Below are 15,894 nucleotides of genomic sequence, written 5' to 3' on the forward strand. Positions count from 1 at the left end.
ATATGAAAAAACAAATACAATTATTACTTCCAGTCCTCTTTATTTCACTCTGTGTTGCTTGCAATAATGACCAGCAATTAAAAACAAAAAATCAGGAAGAGTGGTCTATTGATTCGCAAGAAAACTGGACAATAAATACTGCTTCGCAAACTAATTTAGAAATAGCCGATGGTAAGTTACGCCCTAAGGATAGCATGGCTACATTCCAGAGTTCCATCAAAAAGTTTGATGACAAGCGATCCTTGAAGACGATCACATTTTCTCAGTCTCCAGAATGGTTAAATTGGGAACCCGTTCCTAATATTGGCCCTTCTAATCTGGGAGATGCTCCGGTAGCCCTACAGCTAGGTGATGGGAATTATTGGATGTTTGGAAGATATAGACTTCACAAAAGTCAGAAAGATGGTGAATTCAAGCCTGAGTCTACTACATTAGATGGTTATAAAAACATTGACCTAAAAACCACTCCTTTCGACAATCAGTTTAATGCGCCAGGAGGCCTAAAACCTAGTAAAGGTGGTTATCACGCTTGGCAAAGTAAAGACATGGTTAATTGGGTGCACCACGGACCAGTGACTGAAAAATTCTCCAAGTGGGTCACTTCTGCGGAATATGTTGATGGCAAATTCTACCTCTACTACGATTTTCCAAATGATCAAAATCCGCACCTATACATTGATGAAGATATAACAGATGGAATACCAGGGAAAAATATGGGAATGGCATTTAATGATCCGTCAGATGGATCTGATTGTGCAGTCATTCGAGATCTTGATGGTATTTTTCATATCATCGCTGAGGATTGGTCGCCTATTAATGCGTCGACGCACGCTTGGGATTCGCCTCTAGCAGTTCATGCGACGAGTGCAGACGGTTTTAATGATTTTAAAATTGTGAATTATCCAGTGGATGAACGAACCGAAGCCACCGGTAAGTTTGAAGAATATCCACATCCGCACTGGCATGCAGAAGATCCGGAAAACTACCCTAGTAAAATTGCGAAAGAAGATATTCCACAGCACAAAATTAAAGCTGGTGATCGACGTGCATTTGCTAAGTATGAAATCCATGAGCCAGAGCAAAGTGCATATGGAGATTGGGCATCTATTGCCATCGGCGGACAGAATTATTTGTTCTGCGATTTCGATCCGGCAGGTAGTCATGGAAGGGAGCATATGAGTGTTGCTTGGTTTACTTCCAGTGATATAAATGAGCCATTTACTTTCTGTGGTAATATAGGCCAAGGACATCCTGACCCAGATATTATGTTTGCCGAAGGTCAATTTTATTTACTTACACAGATGAATATCGATTATGTGAGCTCAGGACCATGGGTGGAAGGTGTAGAAGTCCGCGTAGGTGTGGATACCACGAATAATGGTATCATAGATCAATGGACGAAGTGGCAGGAAATCTCAGAAGAATATGATTACATAGAGGGTTTTGCGAAACAAGTAGCCAAATCTCCGGCTATGCCAGATGTGTCAGCGCTTCCAGAGGGATATGCCTTTCAATTTGAAGTAAAGCTAGAAGATCGAACATCAAACGCGTCGAAACCGATATTGGATAAAGTTGTTCTCGCATTTAACAAATAAGTAATTATGAAGACTAGATATAATCTATATTTTTTTCAATCATCAAAGAAGTTTAGAGACTAAGATGAAGCGAATTATTGACACACCACATCTTGTCATTTTCCTAGCTATTCCCTTAATATTCGGTTTGTCGTTTATTGGATATAATACCGTTATTGATCTTCAGTATCATGATACTTATATCGTAGTGGGTATGTTTCAATTGGGAATTACATTCTGCATTTTGCTTGGTTTCATAGGATTAATTTACTGGTTGCTCAGAAAAATAAGGTTAATCGCCTGGATGACGCAAGTTCATGTCTTGATAACCATATTGACTATAGCATCCATGGTCGTAAGTGGGGCATTAGCAGACACGTTATATGGTGAAAAATTTAACCCCATCAGCCTGATCATGTTTAATTTAACCAACCTGCTCCTTCTCAGCCAATTTATATTTGTCATCAATATCATTAAGAGTTTGATTAGGAAAAAACGAGAAATACAATAACGAAAACTATGTTTAAAAATCACAGCAATGCTTCAAACTTGGTTCTAGTATTCCTAATCATTCTTTTCGGAGCTTGCAACAATACTGGTGAAGTAAAATCTTCGATCAATTCTGATGTAGCAGAAAAGTCAATTACATTTACTTACCAAGATGTCAGTGGTATAGGGAAAGACAGTGTGTTTAACCGAAGAGACAACAGTGACATCATCAAAGTTGGTGATACCTATTATATCTGGTATTCTCGAATGGACAGTCCGATTACTTCTGGTTATTGGGCTACAATTTGGTATGCAACTTCGAAAGACGATGGTCATTCCTGGGAGGAACAAGGAATGGCACTGGGACTGGGTGATAAGGGATCATTTGACAGCCATTCGGTCTTTACACCAAATATCTTAGCACACGGTGGAAAATATTATTTATATTATACAGGCGTCCAACCCACTCCTGGCAACCCAGATGGCATTTTCGAAGGAAATCATACCACAGACTTTACAGCTATAGGGCTTGCAGTGGCTGATCATCCAGATGGCCCATTTAAACGAGTTGAAAACAACCCAATCATAAAGGTCAGTCAAACACCAGAAGATTTTGACAGTTATCGAGTAGATGATGCGAGTCTTTTGGTAAAAGATGGTCAAATATGGCTGTATTATAAAGGACGATCTATTATTCATGGATCGAAGGGTCCGGGACTAACGGAAATGAGTGTAGCAATAGCTGACAGACCTGAAGGTCCATATAAGAAACATAAAGGTTCACTTCTAGACAAAAGCCATGAAGTATTGATCTGGAAAAAAGGGAACAGTGTTGCTTCGTTAGCATCGATCAGCAAATCAATCAATTATGCAGAAGATGGTCTTGATTTTTCAGTAATGGCAGACAGCTTGACCAATATTCCGAAAGCACCTGGTTTGTTCCGACCGGACCTGGCAGGAAATGATACCAATGAAGAAACACCTGGGTGGGGAATTTCGATGACTGGCAAAAAAGGTGAAGTTTACTTGATTCGCTTTGAGATGGAGTAAGCTTATATAAATGCATGATTCAGTGCTACTTTAAACCTTATGTCTGTATATTAATAAAATATGCCAATTTCTGAATAAATAAAGTAAGCCGTTTTAACTCCAGGGGGATGGAAGTCTAGCTTTAGTCGGAGAGAAAACGATAAGACAAATGCTGCACTACATCAAGTAGTTAGTTGTTTACTATTTATATTCTTTTATTTTATTATCAATTAATCTTATCACTTTATCTTCCTCCAAATTTAAGATACTCATACTTAGTTTTATTATTTCATCATAGTTGTTAGTTTTATTATTGATAAGTTCGCGAATCCCTTCATCTCCTTTTATTTCAAAAATAACTTCACATATTAAAGCTCCTCCTGGGTAAGCAGCAGGATAGCCATTCCAGTCTGTTTGATTGTTTAAAATATTCTTTAATGAAAATGTCTCATTTATATTATAATCATGCGCCAATTTTTTCATTATTACTAAGTACTCTTCTAAATTTTCTTTTGTTCCCAAAAATGTTGCTAAGCCCTCTTCAATTACATGCCCTCTATTTTTATTCGTAGGAAGCAATTTATGAATGAATTCATGCGGATAAAACTCATCACCTTTGCTTGATAAAATCATACCTTCTCTTGCTTTTCCTGTTGTTATACCAGTAAAGTAGTAATCAAAATTTTCTAGCTCACCCATTTCATCAATATCATTTGCCAAATAGAATCTGAACTTGCTATGAAAATTAGGATTAAATCTTTGAATTATTTTATTGCAAAAATTTACTGCTTTTTTAGCTTGTAATTCATCAAAATCATGCTCGTCTGAATATACATATTCGATAAAACCTACTTGTTTTTTCTGCCATTTTCTTGTTTTTTCTACTAATAAGTTCTCAAGTTTCCAATTCCCTTCCTCTCTTAATGCATTTAGTTTATGTATACACCATACTTTTGAACCCACATAAGGTGGTTCTATAGCTGAGTTTGAATATAAGACCCTTATTTGATACTTTTCATTCTTAGGTTCAATGGAAAGAACGAATGGAGTATAAATTCTAAAAAGCTGACTACTGCTTATTCCATTGTATATACTAATTCTGGAGAAGTCAAAATCTTCAAATTGTGCCTTTTCTTCGCTGTTCCAATATGGATTATCATAAATCGAATCCGATTGTGAATTGATGTAATTTTCATATAAATCCAATACTTCTTTTACATCATTATTAGTAGTGTCAACCCTTGAACTTATATGTACTGTGATATGATCTTTCGTTCCTTGAAATAATTCATTATTCACCTTTTCTTCTTTAACATTGCCACTGTCACAACTAAAAAGGAGAAGGATTAATAGAAGTCTTATCATTATATTTTGTTTTTAATCGTTTCCCAACTGTGAATTGAAAGAGTAGCGACGACAATCGGAGGAAGTGCTTTTTGTGAGCTGTTAGATCTAGTTACCTTTTATCTACAATCCTATATATAGCTCATTAACTCTCCTCAGTAGGACAATAAATATCGTGAAATTAGAATTTTTTATCTAAGCCAATAGGAAACTTTGACTCTTAAATTGTAAAACATTAAGTCGCGTATTCTGAGTTTTGTAATGATTGGCTTTGAAAGCTTTGGTTAATTTTTAATAATTTGTCCTTTGTAAAGTTTCCTCATGTATTTTAATCTAATATGAAATTTTTTTTCACGTGTTTGTTCTGTCAGATATGTCTTCTGGGACTTAGCCAAAACTTAGAGTTTGTTACAATTGATAGTACACTCTTGAAGGGTGCCAATCGAGTTTATGCTATACTTTTTGATAGAGAATCTAATACAATTGTTGATGAAGTTGTGTTTGAAGAGTTCGATCATCATTTTGATTTTATAAAATTAAGCACGAAGAATATTAATTTAGAGAATCTTTCGGTTGGATTGATATACAATGGAATTTCAAGAATCAAATATGACAATAGTTATTCTGAGTTTAAAATATCGGATGAATTTGTTAGTGGTTTTATTATTTATAAAATTGAAAATTACCATGTGGATATTCTACCTAAATTAGGGCAGAATTTCAGTTTTAGTGATCGTTGGAGTTATAATTCAGATAAAGTCGTTTTAAATATTACGAACATTCCTCATCATTATGAGCCCTATAATACTCACGAATTTGAATACAAAGATTATGAATTTCGTAAGAATTTAATGCAAAGGGATACTAGGATAATTGACTATAATTTTAGTAATGATTGTATGGTAGATTTGCTTTTTTATTCTAATAAAATGGAATCCTTTAGACATTTGCTTGTACCTTGTTATGAGTTCGAAGCTGAAGGAGAAGTGATTAAAGATTTTACAGACATGGATAGCACTTTTTCCATTCTGAAAGTCAATACAGAACTTACCTCTAAAGATTTAGATATTCGAGGAAGTTCTGAATTTGGAGACAAGTTAAAGTTGAGGGAAATTTTAAACCATGAAGAACCAGCTAAAACCTTTATTTTTAGTGACAAGTATGGTATTAGTAATATCGAAGTGAATGCGCGTTTTGAAAAAGAAAAATTTTTTGATTGGGAAAATTCGATGACTAAAAGAGTTTATTTAAATAAGACTTTATCCTTAGTTGAATCTTTGACGATACCAGATTTTGAATTTATTGATTACGAGTTAGATGAATTTGACGGTTCGTTTTCACTTAGAACAGAGTATGAAATAAGTAATTGGAGAATAAGAGCTGAACTTGCAAGTCCTGTGAAAAATGCAGAAGGCTATCACGTTTTGAATTCGATAGTTTTATTTTGTGGTGATCTTAAGAAAATTACGATTCCTCCACTCAATAAAAGCGCACTTTTTAATTTATTTGGAATAGATAAAATTTTAATCAATAGACCTACCGTGATTGATTTAGAAAGCTATATAGATGGTTGGCAAGTGCTCTTTCATCAAGAATCTAATCTGCTTGATTAATAAATTAAGAGAAGAGGATAAATGACAAAAAGCTCTAATATCTTTATAACAAACACACTGATTGGATACTTGTTTATGATTGAGATAGAATAATTCAAACTCTAAATTGATCTGGGTACAATTGTAAATAAAATTAAACACTAGATTATATGTCAAAGAGTTTTCATGTAACTTGGAATAATCTTAAGGGTAAAACAAATAAAGAAATATTTATCACTAGAACTACAATTTCGGTTCCGGTCCCATCCATAACTCTAGTTTTCCTCCGTTCACAATCTCTTCATGCATAAGATAATATCTATCCAATGTCTTTCCATTCAATTCCATTTTCTGAATGAAGATGTTTACAGGTGAATTGTTATTCGCTATTATTTTAATTTCTTTTCCATCGTAGTATTTCGGATCCAGTTCTACCACAATTTCATTAAAAACTGGACTGGTGATTTCATACTTATTATCTCCTGAGTTAATAGGATGAATTCCCATGGCTGCTAGGATATACCAAGCAGACATCTGTCCTACATCTTCATTTCCACACAATCCATATGGCCCCACTCCGTAGGCCATTGGTATTATTGGTACATATTCCGATGTATGCGCCTGGAAAGAAAATTTATTTCGGTTGCGGGAATCCGAATTGGGGTGCAGCTGCGGATGGTATTTATAAAATAGAAAGACGCCCTCAATGGTCTGAAAGCGGACATACGAAGACCACCTTCAGTTTTCATAAAGAAGTTTTTAGTGCTCCTAATATATTAGGTGTTTTCGCAGGCCATATCCATCGAAATTCTGTAGAAGTTGTTAATGGAAAACCACAAATCATTACTGATGATAATGCGAGTGGTGCATTCTTAGATGTAGACTTCTTGCCATTAGAGGAGAAAGATAGTAAGTTGATCTGATCTAATAAAAACTCGGAAGGGTGTGATGTAACCTCGAATAGATTGTTAATCTTGTTCATTTTGCGGAGTAATAAGTCAATGTCTTATTATTATTATTATTATTATTATTATTATTATTATTATTATTACTGCTAAAGCTCTATTCCTAAATGTGCTAATGTTTCTAGATCTAAATGTCCAATTGGCAATCCATTTTCTCTTTGATATTCAATAAGCTTTGCCTTCGTTTTTTTATCCATTATATGGCTAAAACTTGTAAGCTTTATTCCGAGTGCAGTACGAACTTCTTTCAATAAACGACTCGTAACCTTATCAGCACACACTACCTCTCGCCATTCAATATATGCTCCTTTCTTGTTTAATTCATCAAAATAGTAGTACTCTAAAATGAATTCATCTGTAGCTTTTGTATTTTTTAAATACCCTTCAACATAAATTTCTTCAGCTTTTATCTCAACTAAACACCACACCATACAATCCTCAGGATTAGAAGACAAACAATTCACATCTCGACCTTTTGTTACCCATTTTTGATCTGCTTCCTTAATTACAATTGTGGTATCCGTAACGAAATTTTGTAAAATATTTTCATCATTTCCAACGTACACAGGATAAGCAATTTCATATTCTTCCTGCAAAGAAGTAAACAAGCATTTGGCATGGCATTTCCCAGGTGTATAAGGGGGCCGATCATTATCTTGAGATTTCATAGCATTGCTATAAAAGATGAAACATACCAAACTCAATATTTTCAACCACTTAAATTGCATACTTAATTTACATGATATAGTAATTGTCACTTATTAAAGTTATAATTTATTTTCTAAACCTAATGCTCACTCAATCTGATATTCATCATATAGATACTGAATTGCTTTTTCTATCACCTTATCATTGCCAGAGATAATATCTGTCGCGGTGTACTTCACATAAACATCAGGCACATGCCCCACCCCATCAAGGCTTTCCCCCATTAGGCAATAGAAATTGCTGAATAGAAAATCTATAATGCCATGCGTTCGGTAAGAATCGCATATTACTCACGGTCGAAAAATCTCCGTGTCGTATCTCCTATCTGGGTAATGTGCTCAAATGATTTCATATGGAGCAGGAAAACCTCTCCTGCACTTATCGTCTTCCTATCTGTTAAAACAATTACTGGTTTCAAATATGGATTCTGATCATTGGATAATGTTCGATATTCCTTCTTGTCATCGAAGTCATTGTGATCGAGCCCATTTCTAGTTTGGACAGTATTTTAAGCTGTTTTTACCAAATTTCTCTCTAGCAATAATGACCTCTTCATCAGTTAAGCCATTGAAATTATTTGCAGGCATCCTATTATTTTATTTAGTACTATGAGTTGATCTTAATGAACTGTTGCTAATTAGACTATAATCCAACAATGAAATTTTCATATTTATGTTTTTTCCATTGCTCAGCATAGCTTCATCGAGCTACCTACTCCTATCTATCTTCACTTCTAGTGATCTAATTAATCAAGATCTCTCATAGTTTTCTAACTTTTCTCAGCTTACTTCTGCAGAAACAATCTCCTCTTCCAAGTCAAACACCTCCTTCTTCTCTACCTCATCCAATTCAAATTTCAAATTGTCAATGATAAATTCCTGACGTTCTGGTGTATTCTTACCCATATAGTAACTCAAGATGTCTTCGATCTTCGTATGCTGAGTTAAGAAAACAGGTTCTAAGTGAATATTATCACCTATAAAATCTTCAAATTCATTTGGCGAAATCTCTCCAAGACCCTTAAATCGAGTTACTTCAGCCTTTCCTCTTAATTTCTTAATGGCATCTTGCTTCTCCTTTTCAGAATAACAGTAGAAAGTCGACTTCTTATCCCTCACACGGAATAATGGAGTCTCTAAAATATATAGGTGCCCTTGCTTTACGAGCTCAGGAAAAAACTGCAAAAAGAAAGTCAATAAAAGTAACCGAATATGCATTCCATCCACATCCGCATCTGTTGCAATTACAACTCGATTATATCTCAATCCATCAATTCCATCCTCTATGTTCAATGCGTGCTGAAGCAAGTTCAACTCTTCATTCTGGTAAACGATTTTCTTAGATAACCCATAACAATTAAGTGGCTTACCTCTCAAACTAAAAACAGCCTCTGTCTGCACATTTCTAGCCTTGGTGATCGAACCAGAAGCGGAATCTCCCTCTGTTATAAAGACCGTTGTATTTAATTTTAATTCATCATTGCCCTTGTTATCGCTATAATGAATTCTGCAGTCTCTTAATTTCTTATTGTGAAGATTCGCCTTTTTAGCTCTTTGATTAGCTAGTTTTTTGATTCCAGAGATTTCCTTTCTTTCACGCTCTGATTGTTGAATCCTTTTTAATAAAGCCTCTGCCGTTTCCGCGTTCTTGTGTAAGAAATTATCTAGGTGTAATTTCAAGAAATCAACCACAAATGAGCGCACTGATGGTGCATCCGGCCCCATATTGATAGATCCTAGTTTGGTTTTGGTTTGTGATTCAAATACAGGCTCTTCTACCCTTAGACTTATTGCTCCAACTACGGCAGTCTGAATATCTTTCGTATCAAAATTCTTTCCGTAGAATTCTCTTACTGCTCTTACTATTCCCTCACGGAAGGCTGCCAAGTGTGTTCCACCTTGAGTTGTGTTTTGTCCATTTACAAAGGAATAATATTCTTCACCATATTGCTCTCCGTGGGTTAAGGCAATCTCTATATCCTCCGCTTTCAAGTGAATAATCGGATATCTGATAGAATCCGGTTCTGCTTTACGCTCTAATAAATCCAATAATCCATTCTTAGAATAGAAAGTCTTACCGTTATATTTTATTCTCAGTCCTGAATTCAGGTATGCATAATTCCAAAGTTGATTTTCTATATATTCGGCTCGGAATCTGTAATTTTTAAAAATCTCATCATCCGGATTGAATTCAAATAAAGTACCATTCGCTTCATCCGTTTTTCTGACTTTATCATCTTCTTGTATAACTCCTCTGGAGAAAACCGCAATCTTAGTTTCATTATCTCTTATAGACTGAACCTTGAAGTAACTAGAAAGTGCATTAACTGCCTTCGTACCGACTCCGTTCAGACCTACCGATTTCTTAAATGCTTTACTATCGTACTTCCCTCCAGTATTGATCTTAGATACACAATCTACCACCTTACCGAGCGGAATACCTCTACCATAATCACGAATACTTACCTTGCCTTCATCAATTACGATTTCGATCTTAGTACCATGTCCCATAACATACTCATCGATAGAGTTATCTAGAATCTCCTTAACTAAGATATATATCCCATCATCTTGTGATGATCCATCTCCTAATTTACCAATGTACATCCCAGGTCTAATTCGGATATGTTCTTTCCAATCTAGGGACCTAATATTGTCTTCCGTATATTTCACTTCGCTCATAGTAGTGCAAATTTAATAAATCATATTAAAATTTTCCTTTATTTATACGGGAAACCAATAAGTACTAGGTAGATAGACTAGAATGAGGAGGTTAATATCGATAAAAAGAGCCTGAAAATTGACCTACATATCCACCAGCTATATAACAAATGAACGAACCGCTAGATAGTGACTGATTGCACCACCTAAAACAAACAAATGCCATACAAAATGAAAATACTTACGCTGGTCATTGGCATAAAAATAGACCCCTACCGTATAAAAGAATCCACCAAGAGCAACGTATAAAATCGTATCCAGATCAAAACTTTTAATAAACGGCTTAGCAATAAACAGAACCATCCATCCCATAGACAAGTATAAAATGATCGACATTTTCTCGAATCTACCGGTAAGAAAAATCTTAAAAATCGTACCCATAAGTACAATGCCCCACATGATGCTGAAGAAAATCCACGCTTTCGTGCCTGACAAGCATCCGAAAATAAAGGGTGTATAGGTTCCAGCTATCATAAAGTATATCGCAATATGATCAACTTTCTGAAGTTGGCGTTTTATAGAATAATTCTTAGAAGCGTGGTATAAAGTGGAACTGACAAATATGAACAGAAAGGAGAAAATGTATAAATTTTGAGGCCATTCGAATCCTAAAACTGGCAGGAATACTATACCAAATACAATACCTAAACCGTGCGAAATGGTATTCGCAAATTCTTCCTTCGCATTATACTGCATGAAATCTTACTCCTTATTTCTTTCTGGGAACATCTGTGCTACAAATGTGGGAAATGAAGCACTTCCATAATGCGCGAAACTACTTTCTGCTTTGACATCCAGAACATAAGTTTCTGCAAAATGATCTAGGAACTTGGTGAAATCCTTATATTCTATATTTTTAGAATTAGGTTTCGGATAGTATACGATATGATCTATACTGCCATCACTATTCCAAAAAAAGTTTATCCAAATTTTCAAACCTTTGATATCAAAACCTATCGCTTCCGCTTCTTCTTCCATATCTGCAAGCATATAGATCCATTTCTTATAGGCTACATCCATTGCATCATCACAGACATCTAAAAGAGAAGTCGTCGTATTACCCACTAGTTCACCATAAGCATTATCGTCTTCGGAGATCAAGAAAGTCACAGGAACTTTAGAGGATGAATCTGTACCAGTAGCACTTTGCGAAAAGACACTTGTACAAGATATAAGCAAGACCAGGATGTTACAAATTATTCTCATTAGCTATATAACTATAAATACTCCTAAATAATTATAAATCAAGGTAATAAATACGGTAATTATATAATAAAGTCTTTAGGGATTATACTAAATTCAATGATTAAATATAAAATTATAATTCAAGAATCTTGCCTAAGTTCAAAATTAATTTTATAGATTACTTAAAAATATAGAAGATGTGGATTGATTTAGGATTTTTAATTTTTCTGGGATATGGTTTTTACTTGGGATATTCAAGGGGAATCATTAAGACATTTTATGCTGTCCTTTCCATAATAATTGCGATCCTTCTTAGTTTTAAATTATCTCCATTCCTTATTGAATTCTTGGATTCTACCTTAAAACTTGGCGCCACTTTTAGCTTCATATTAGGTTTTATTATTTGCTTTATTTCTATTGTTTTTATAGTTCGCTTATTTGGGAAGTTATTTGTAAAAGTGCTAAAAACAGTCAAACTTAATTTTATAAATAAAATTGCAGGAGGAATTGTAATGGCGATGTTATTCATCGTTTGCTATTCTGGTGTGCTCTGGTTTTTAAATCAAACTAAAATAATTTCTGAACCCCAAACTGAAAAATCCATAACTTATGAATATCTAGAACCTATACCTAATCAAGCACGAGGTGCATTCTCACAGTTAAAGCCAGCATTTAGAGGATTTTGGGATAAGTCGACAGAAGCCATAAATCAATCAAAGAATACTGAAGAAATAGAAACAAATGAAGTTATTCAGAAATAGTCTCGGCAGCAACAATCAACCTTCTTTTGAGTATTTGCATGAAGAAGATACTGATTATGAAAGCTTTATTCCTTGGAAAAACAGCTTTTCAGGTAATAATTTTTTTGAATGGTTTCGTAGTAAGCTTTCAGATTTTGAGGAAAATGAGCTACAAAATGATAAGAATATTTTTTTCTTCAAAAACGAATCTACATTTGCTTTTAGAGTAAATGCAGACGTGTTAAATATCAGCCCATCTATCATATGGAATTACTGGAAAGACGAAGTTTTAGACATCGGCTATGTCTTAAAAAATAGTGAAACTGAATATAAAGACAAGGAAAATGTGCAGCGTTACTATCTAAAACCTAGACTAAAGCATAAGGTTGAGAAAGAGCAATTGTATGGAAACATTACGCTCGAACTTCTTAAAAATGAAGCAAAACCTCAGTATATCATGATGAAGTGTACATGGTATGTTGACCAAAACTTCAAACCCGCAAGAACTTATAACGACCTACTTAAGATTCTTACGAATTAATTGTATTCCAGAGTAAATCCTTCATCTGCAAGATATTTTCTCCTGTAACCGCTGAAAACCAAATAGATGGAATATCCTTAGGGATATCATCTGACATCATTTTCTTAAGTTCATCATCTATAAGGTCCGTTTTAGAAATACCTAATATCCTTTGCTTATCAAGCAGTTGCGGATTATACTTCTCTAGTTCACTTAATAAAATCTGATAAGCTTCCTTGATACTATCTGAATCTGCTGGTACCACAAAAAGTAAGACAGAGTTCCGCTCGATATGACGTAGGAACCTTAATCCAAGCCCTTTACCTTCATGAGCATTCTCTATTATTCCTGGAATATCCGCCATGATAAAAGACCTTCCATCTCGATATCCTACGATCCCTAAATTCGGAACTAAAGTAGTAAATGGATAATTTCCTATTTTAGGCTTTGCAGCGGATAATGAAGCAAGTAAAGTAGACTTCCCTGCATTAGGAAATCCAACTAATCCCACATCTGCAAGTACTTTTAATTCAAGTATTTTCCATTCTTCTACTCCTTCTTCTCCTTGCTGGGCAAATCTAGGAGACTGATTCGTAGAGGACTTGAAATGTGTATTTCCTTTTCCACCTCGACCTCCTGGAGCGATAATTTCGATTTGATCATGTTCGCTTATTTCGAAAAGTTCCTCTCCAGTTTCTACATCTCTAGCAACTGTTCCGAGGGGAACATCCAGAATAACATCTTCTCCCATGGCACCTGTCTGATTATTACCTTTTCCTATTCCTCCAGGACCAGCAATAACATGTTTTCTATACTTCAGAGGAAGCAAAGTCCACATCTGCTCATTCCCTCTCAAGATGATATGACCACCACGGCCTCCATCACCACCATCAGGACCTCCGTTAGGGGTAGATTTATCCCTAAAGAAGTGAGCAGAACCAGATCCACCAGGACCCGATCTACAGCATATTTTTACATAATCAACAAAATTCTTTTCAGACATTTAATTTTTCTATTCTATCACTAATTCTTCCGAAGATATCTTCTATACTCCCTTTTCCCTCTATGGATTGTGATTTCCCAAATTGGTCATAATAATTATATACTACGGCAGTAGTTTCATTATAAACTCTTATTCTCTTGCGTATCACCTCTTCACTTATATCATCCGCTCTTCCTGAAGTCTTTCCGCGCTCTAAAAGTCTTTTTACGATTTCGTCATCATCAACATTCAGCGCAATTAAAGCTGCAACTTGTTGGCCTTTGCTTTTCAATAACTTATCCAATGATTCTGCTTGCGGAATCGTTCTTGGAAAGCCATCGAAGATGTATCCTTCTACATCCGGGTTTGCTTCTACCTTATTGTTCAACATTCCGATCGTTACTTCATCAGGAACCAATTCCCCTTTCTCCATGAAAGCTTGAGCTTTAAGTCCTAGTTCTGTCTTATTGCCAATCTCATATCTAAATAAATCTCCCGTGGAGATATGAAGTAAATTGTATTTTTCAACAAGCTTCTTTGCTTGCGTGCCCTTTCCTGATCCGGGAGGCCCGAATAGTATTAAATTAATCATGTATTCCGTATTTGTATCTGAATCTGCTAAGTTAGGAAAAAAATAATTCCTTAGCCATTTAAAAAATGTAATCATATAATAATTCTAACACAAATTGAATAAATGAGTTCCATCTATCTAAATTACTCTCCTACCTCCTACAATACGTTTCTGCCAATAGGAAGAATTAGTAATATCCTCTTCGATTATTCCTCTCGAACTCGAAGCATGTATCATCCTTAATTCCTTTCTGGATTGCTTCGTCACAATACCAACATGATTAATTCTTTTCTTGCTTCCGAAGAATATTAAATCTCCAGGCTGTAAATCCTTAATTTTTACTGGATGACCTTGTAAAGACTGAGAACTCGAGTTAGCGCCTAGTTTAATATTATTTTTGCTAAAGACGTACGAACTAAAACCAGAACAATCAAAACCTCTAGGAGTTTTCCCGCCTGTTCTATATTTGGTTCCAATGTACTTTTGAGCTGTTTTTATAATGCGCTTTCTTTTTTGCCGATCGCTTCTTTCCGTATCAGATTCCATCATAAAACCTGAACTAACAATGAAGCTCAGAAGCAGCACAAAGAAGAAATATCCGTTTTGTTTATAGAAAGAAACTTTATAACTCATTATTTAAAGTTAGTTGAATTAGTAAATTGCTGTAACAGAAAGACTTGGTCTACGGATCAAGTCTTTTCTTTTTCAGATCCATTCTTGATATTATATATCAAAATTTAGACCACATTACTAAGCTTCAACACTTATAACATAGGAGCATCAGAAATTATTATACAAAAAAAGGGAATCCTAAGATTCCCTTTATATATAGTGGATATGTTCTTTCTCTATGCTTCTTCAGCAGTTTCTGCTGTTTCTTCTTCTTCATCTAAATCCAAATCGCCAATAGCTCCAGCACTCTTAAGTGCTCTTGGAATTGCAACTTGCGCAACTGGTGTAGCTAATGCACTCATCACTTCAACTCCTTCTCCTACTTCTACATCTTTTACTCTTACTGAGTTACCTAACTTAAGTCCTTGGATAGATACATAAAGTTTATCTACCAATTTGTCTGGAGTAGTTTTTATTTTAATAGTTCTCATCGTTTGGATAAGTTTACCACCATTTTTCACTCCTGGAGAATCACCTTTAAATGCAATCGGTAATTCAACTTTAACCTTAACATCATCAACTAATCTTAGAAAGTCAATGTGTACAATCGCGTCAGTAACAGGGTGCATCTGAATATCTTTCAATATACACTTGTGCACTGTTCCATCTATTTCGATTTCAGCCAATTTAAATTCAGGTGTATAAACTAAACCTTTAACTTGGTTAAATTCTACAGTGAAATATTCTACTTGGTCGTTTCCATATAATACACATGGAATCTTACCTTCTCTTCTTAGAGACTTTGAACTTTTAGTTCCTACTTCAGTTCTTTTTTCCGCTTGGACTTTAACAACATTCATAAT

19 protein-coding genes are annotated in these 15,894 nt (G+C 34.9%); 7 read left to right on the forward strand and 12 right to left on the reverse strand.

All coding sequences use genetic code 11. The features are described 5' to 3' along the window. The first annotated feature begins 2 nt into the window (after positions 1–2). The 3 genes from L2586_RS07065 (at position 3) to L2586_RS07075 (ending at position 3,113) form a co-directional block, all read left to right on the forward strand. Positions 3–1,595 carry a glycoside hydrolase family protein gene (locus L2586_RS07065; protein WP_235292123.1) on the forward strand — a complete coding sequence of 531 codons (1,593 nt, stop codon included), beginning with the start codon at positions 3–5 and terminating at the stop codon, positions 1,593–1,595. Positions 1,596–1,659: 64 nt separating this feature from the next. Continuing rightward, entirely contained in the window at positions 1,660–2,085 is a 426-nt protein-coding gene (locus tag L2586_RS07070; RefSeq protein ID WP_235292125.1) for a hypothetical protein, read from the forward strand. 8 nt (positions 2,086–2,093) lie between these two features. After that, positions 2,094–3,113, forward strand: a complete 1,020-nt coding sequence (locus tag L2586_RS07075; RefSeq protein WP_235292127.1) for a family 43 glycosylhydrolase — start codon at positions 2,094–2,096, stop codon at positions 3,111–3,113. Between the two features lie 180 nt (positions 3,114–3,293). Here the strand turns inward: L2586_RS07075 and L2586_RS07080 are convergent, their stop codons facing one another. Then, on the reverse strand, positions 3,294–4,457 hold the full coding sequence (locus tag L2586_RS07080) for a hypothetical protein (RefSeq protein ID WP_235292128.1): 1,164 nt from the start codon (positions 4,455–4,457) through the stop codon (positions 3,294–3,296). 317 nt (positions 4,458–4,774) lie between these two features. On the opposite strand from L2586_RS07080, the gene L2586_RS07085 reads away from it, so the two are divergent. Beyond that, entirely contained in the window at positions 4,775–6,049 is a 1,275-nt protein-coding gene (locus tag L2586_RS07085; RefSeq protein ID WP_235292129.1) for a hypothetical protein, read from the forward strand. Positions 6,050–6,271: 222 nt separating this feature from the next. Here L2586_RS07085 and L2586_RS07090 read toward each other — a convergent pair whose 3' ends face one another. Further along, entirely contained in the window at positions 6,272–6,616 is a 345-nt protein-coding gene (locus tag L2586_RS07090; protein WP_235292130.1) for a glycoside hydrolase domain-containing protein, read from the reverse strand. Here L2586_RS07090 and L2586_RS07095 point away from each other — a divergent pair. After that, positions 6,595–6,951 carry a hypothetical protein gene (locus tag L2586_RS07095; RefSeq protein WP_235292132.1) on the forward strand — a complete coding sequence of 119 codons (357 nt, stop codon included), beginning with the start codon at positions 6,595–6,597 and terminating at the stop codon, positions 6,949–6,951. The genes L2586_RS07090 and L2586_RS07095 overlap by 22 nt on opposite strands. Positions 6,952–7,082: 131 nt before the next feature. On the opposite strand, the gene L2586_RS07100 is transcribed toward L2586_RS07095, so the two are convergent. The 6 genes from L2586_RS07100 to L2586_RS07120 all read right to left on the reverse strand — a co-directional run bounded on the left by L2586_RS07100 (position 7,083) and on the right by L2586_RS07120 (position 11,627). Further along, complete coding sequence (locus L2586_RS07100) at positions 7,083–7,661, reverse strand: peptidoglycan-binding domain-containing protein (protein ID WP_235292134.1); 579 nt, start codon at positions 7,659–7,661, stop codon at positions 7,083–7,085. A 126-nt stretch (positions 7,662–7,787) separates the two neighbouring features. Then, complete coding sequence (locus L2586_RS07105; RefSeq protein ID WP_235292136.1) at positions 7,788–7,925, reverse strand: hypothetical protein; 138 nt, start codon at positions 7,923–7,925, stop codon at positions 7,788–7,790. A gap of 62 nt (positions 7,926–7,987) precedes the next feature. Further along, the gene (locus L2586_RS24790; RefSeq protein ID WP_348535583.1) at positions 7,988–8,119 is read right to left on the reverse strand and encodes a S41 family peptidase; all 132 of its coding nucleotides are present in this window, start codon (positions 8,117–8,119) and stop codon (positions 7,988–7,990) included. Between the two features lie 361 nt (positions 8,120–8,480). Beyond that, a complete protein-coding gene (locus L2586_RS07110) occupies positions 8,481–10,382 on the reverse strand; it encodes a DNA topoisomerase IV subunit B (protein WP_235292137.1) in 1,902 nt (633 codons plus the stop codon). A gap of 138 nt (positions 10,383–10,520) precedes the next feature. After that, positions 10,521–11,117: a PAQR family membrane homeostasis protein TrhA gene (gene trhA, locus L2586_RS07115; RefSeq protein WP_235292138.1), complete on the reverse strand. Its 597-nt coding sequence runs from the start codon at positions 11,115–11,117 to the stop codon at positions 10,521–10,523. A 6-nt stretch (positions 11,118–11,123) separates the two neighbouring features. Further along, positions 11,124–11,627 (reverse strand): hypothetical protein, encoded by a 504-nt coding sequence (locus tag L2586_RS07120; protein ID WP_235292139.1) that lies wholly within the window; start codon positions 11,625–11,627, stop codon positions 11,124–11,126. A 176-nt stretch (positions 11,628–11,803) separates the two neighbouring features. Here L2586_RS07120 and L2586_RS07125 point away from each other — a divergent pair, with 176 nt between their 5' ends. Then, on the forward strand, positions 11,804–12,367 hold the full coding sequence (locus L2586_RS07125) for a CvpA family protein (RefSeq protein WP_235292141.1): 564 nt from the start codon (positions 11,804–11,806) through the stop codon (positions 12,365–12,367). Next, positions 12,348–12,887 (forward strand): hypothetical protein, encoded by a 540-nt coding sequence (locus tag L2586_RS07130; protein ID WP_235292142.1) that lies wholly within the window; start codon positions 12,348–12,350, stop codon positions 12,885–12,887. Before L2586_RS07125 ends, L2586_RS07130 begins: the two co-directional genes overlap by 20 nt. On the opposite strand, the gene obgE is transcribed toward L2586_RS07130, so the two are convergent. The 4 genes from obgE to L2586_RS07150 all read right to left on the reverse strand — a co-directional run bounded on the left by obgE (position 12,877) and on the right by L2586_RS07150 (position 15,891). After that, positions 12,877–13,869: a GTPase ObgE gene (gene obgE / locus L2586_RS07135; RefSeq protein ID WP_235292143.1), complete on the reverse strand. Its 993-nt coding sequence runs from the start codon at positions 13,867–13,869 to the stop codon at positions 12,877–12,879. The two genes, L2586_RS07130 and obgE, sit on opposite strands and share 11 nt — an antisense overlap. Continuing rightward, complete coding sequence (locus tag L2586_RS07140) at positions 13,862–14,440, reverse strand: adenylate kinase (RefSeq protein ID WP_235292144.1); 579 nt, start codon at positions 14,438–14,440, stop codon at positions 13,862–13,864. The genes obgE and L2586_RS07140 overlap by 8 nt, the downstream gene beginning before the upstream one ends. Before the next feature lie 117 nt (positions 14,441–14,557). Next, a complete protein-coding gene (locus L2586_RS07145) occupies positions 14,558–15,052 on the reverse strand; it encodes a C40 family peptidase (RefSeq protein ID WP_235292145.1) in 495 nt (164 codons plus the stop codon). A gap of 215 nt (positions 15,053–15,267) precedes the next feature. Then, the gene (locus L2586_RS07150; protein ID WP_235292147.1) at positions 15,268–15,891 is read right to left on the reverse strand and encodes a 50S ribosomal protein L25; all 624 of its coding nucleotides are present in this window, start codon (positions 15,889–15,891) and stop codon (positions 15,268–15,270) included. Between the last annotated feature and the right edge of the window lie 3 nt (positions 15,892–15,894).

It is taken from the genome of Portibacter lacus, assembly GCF_021533215.1.
GTDB classification, from domain to species: Bacteria; Bacteroidota; Bacteroidia; order Chitinophagales; family Saprospiraceae; genus Portibacter; species Portibacter lacus.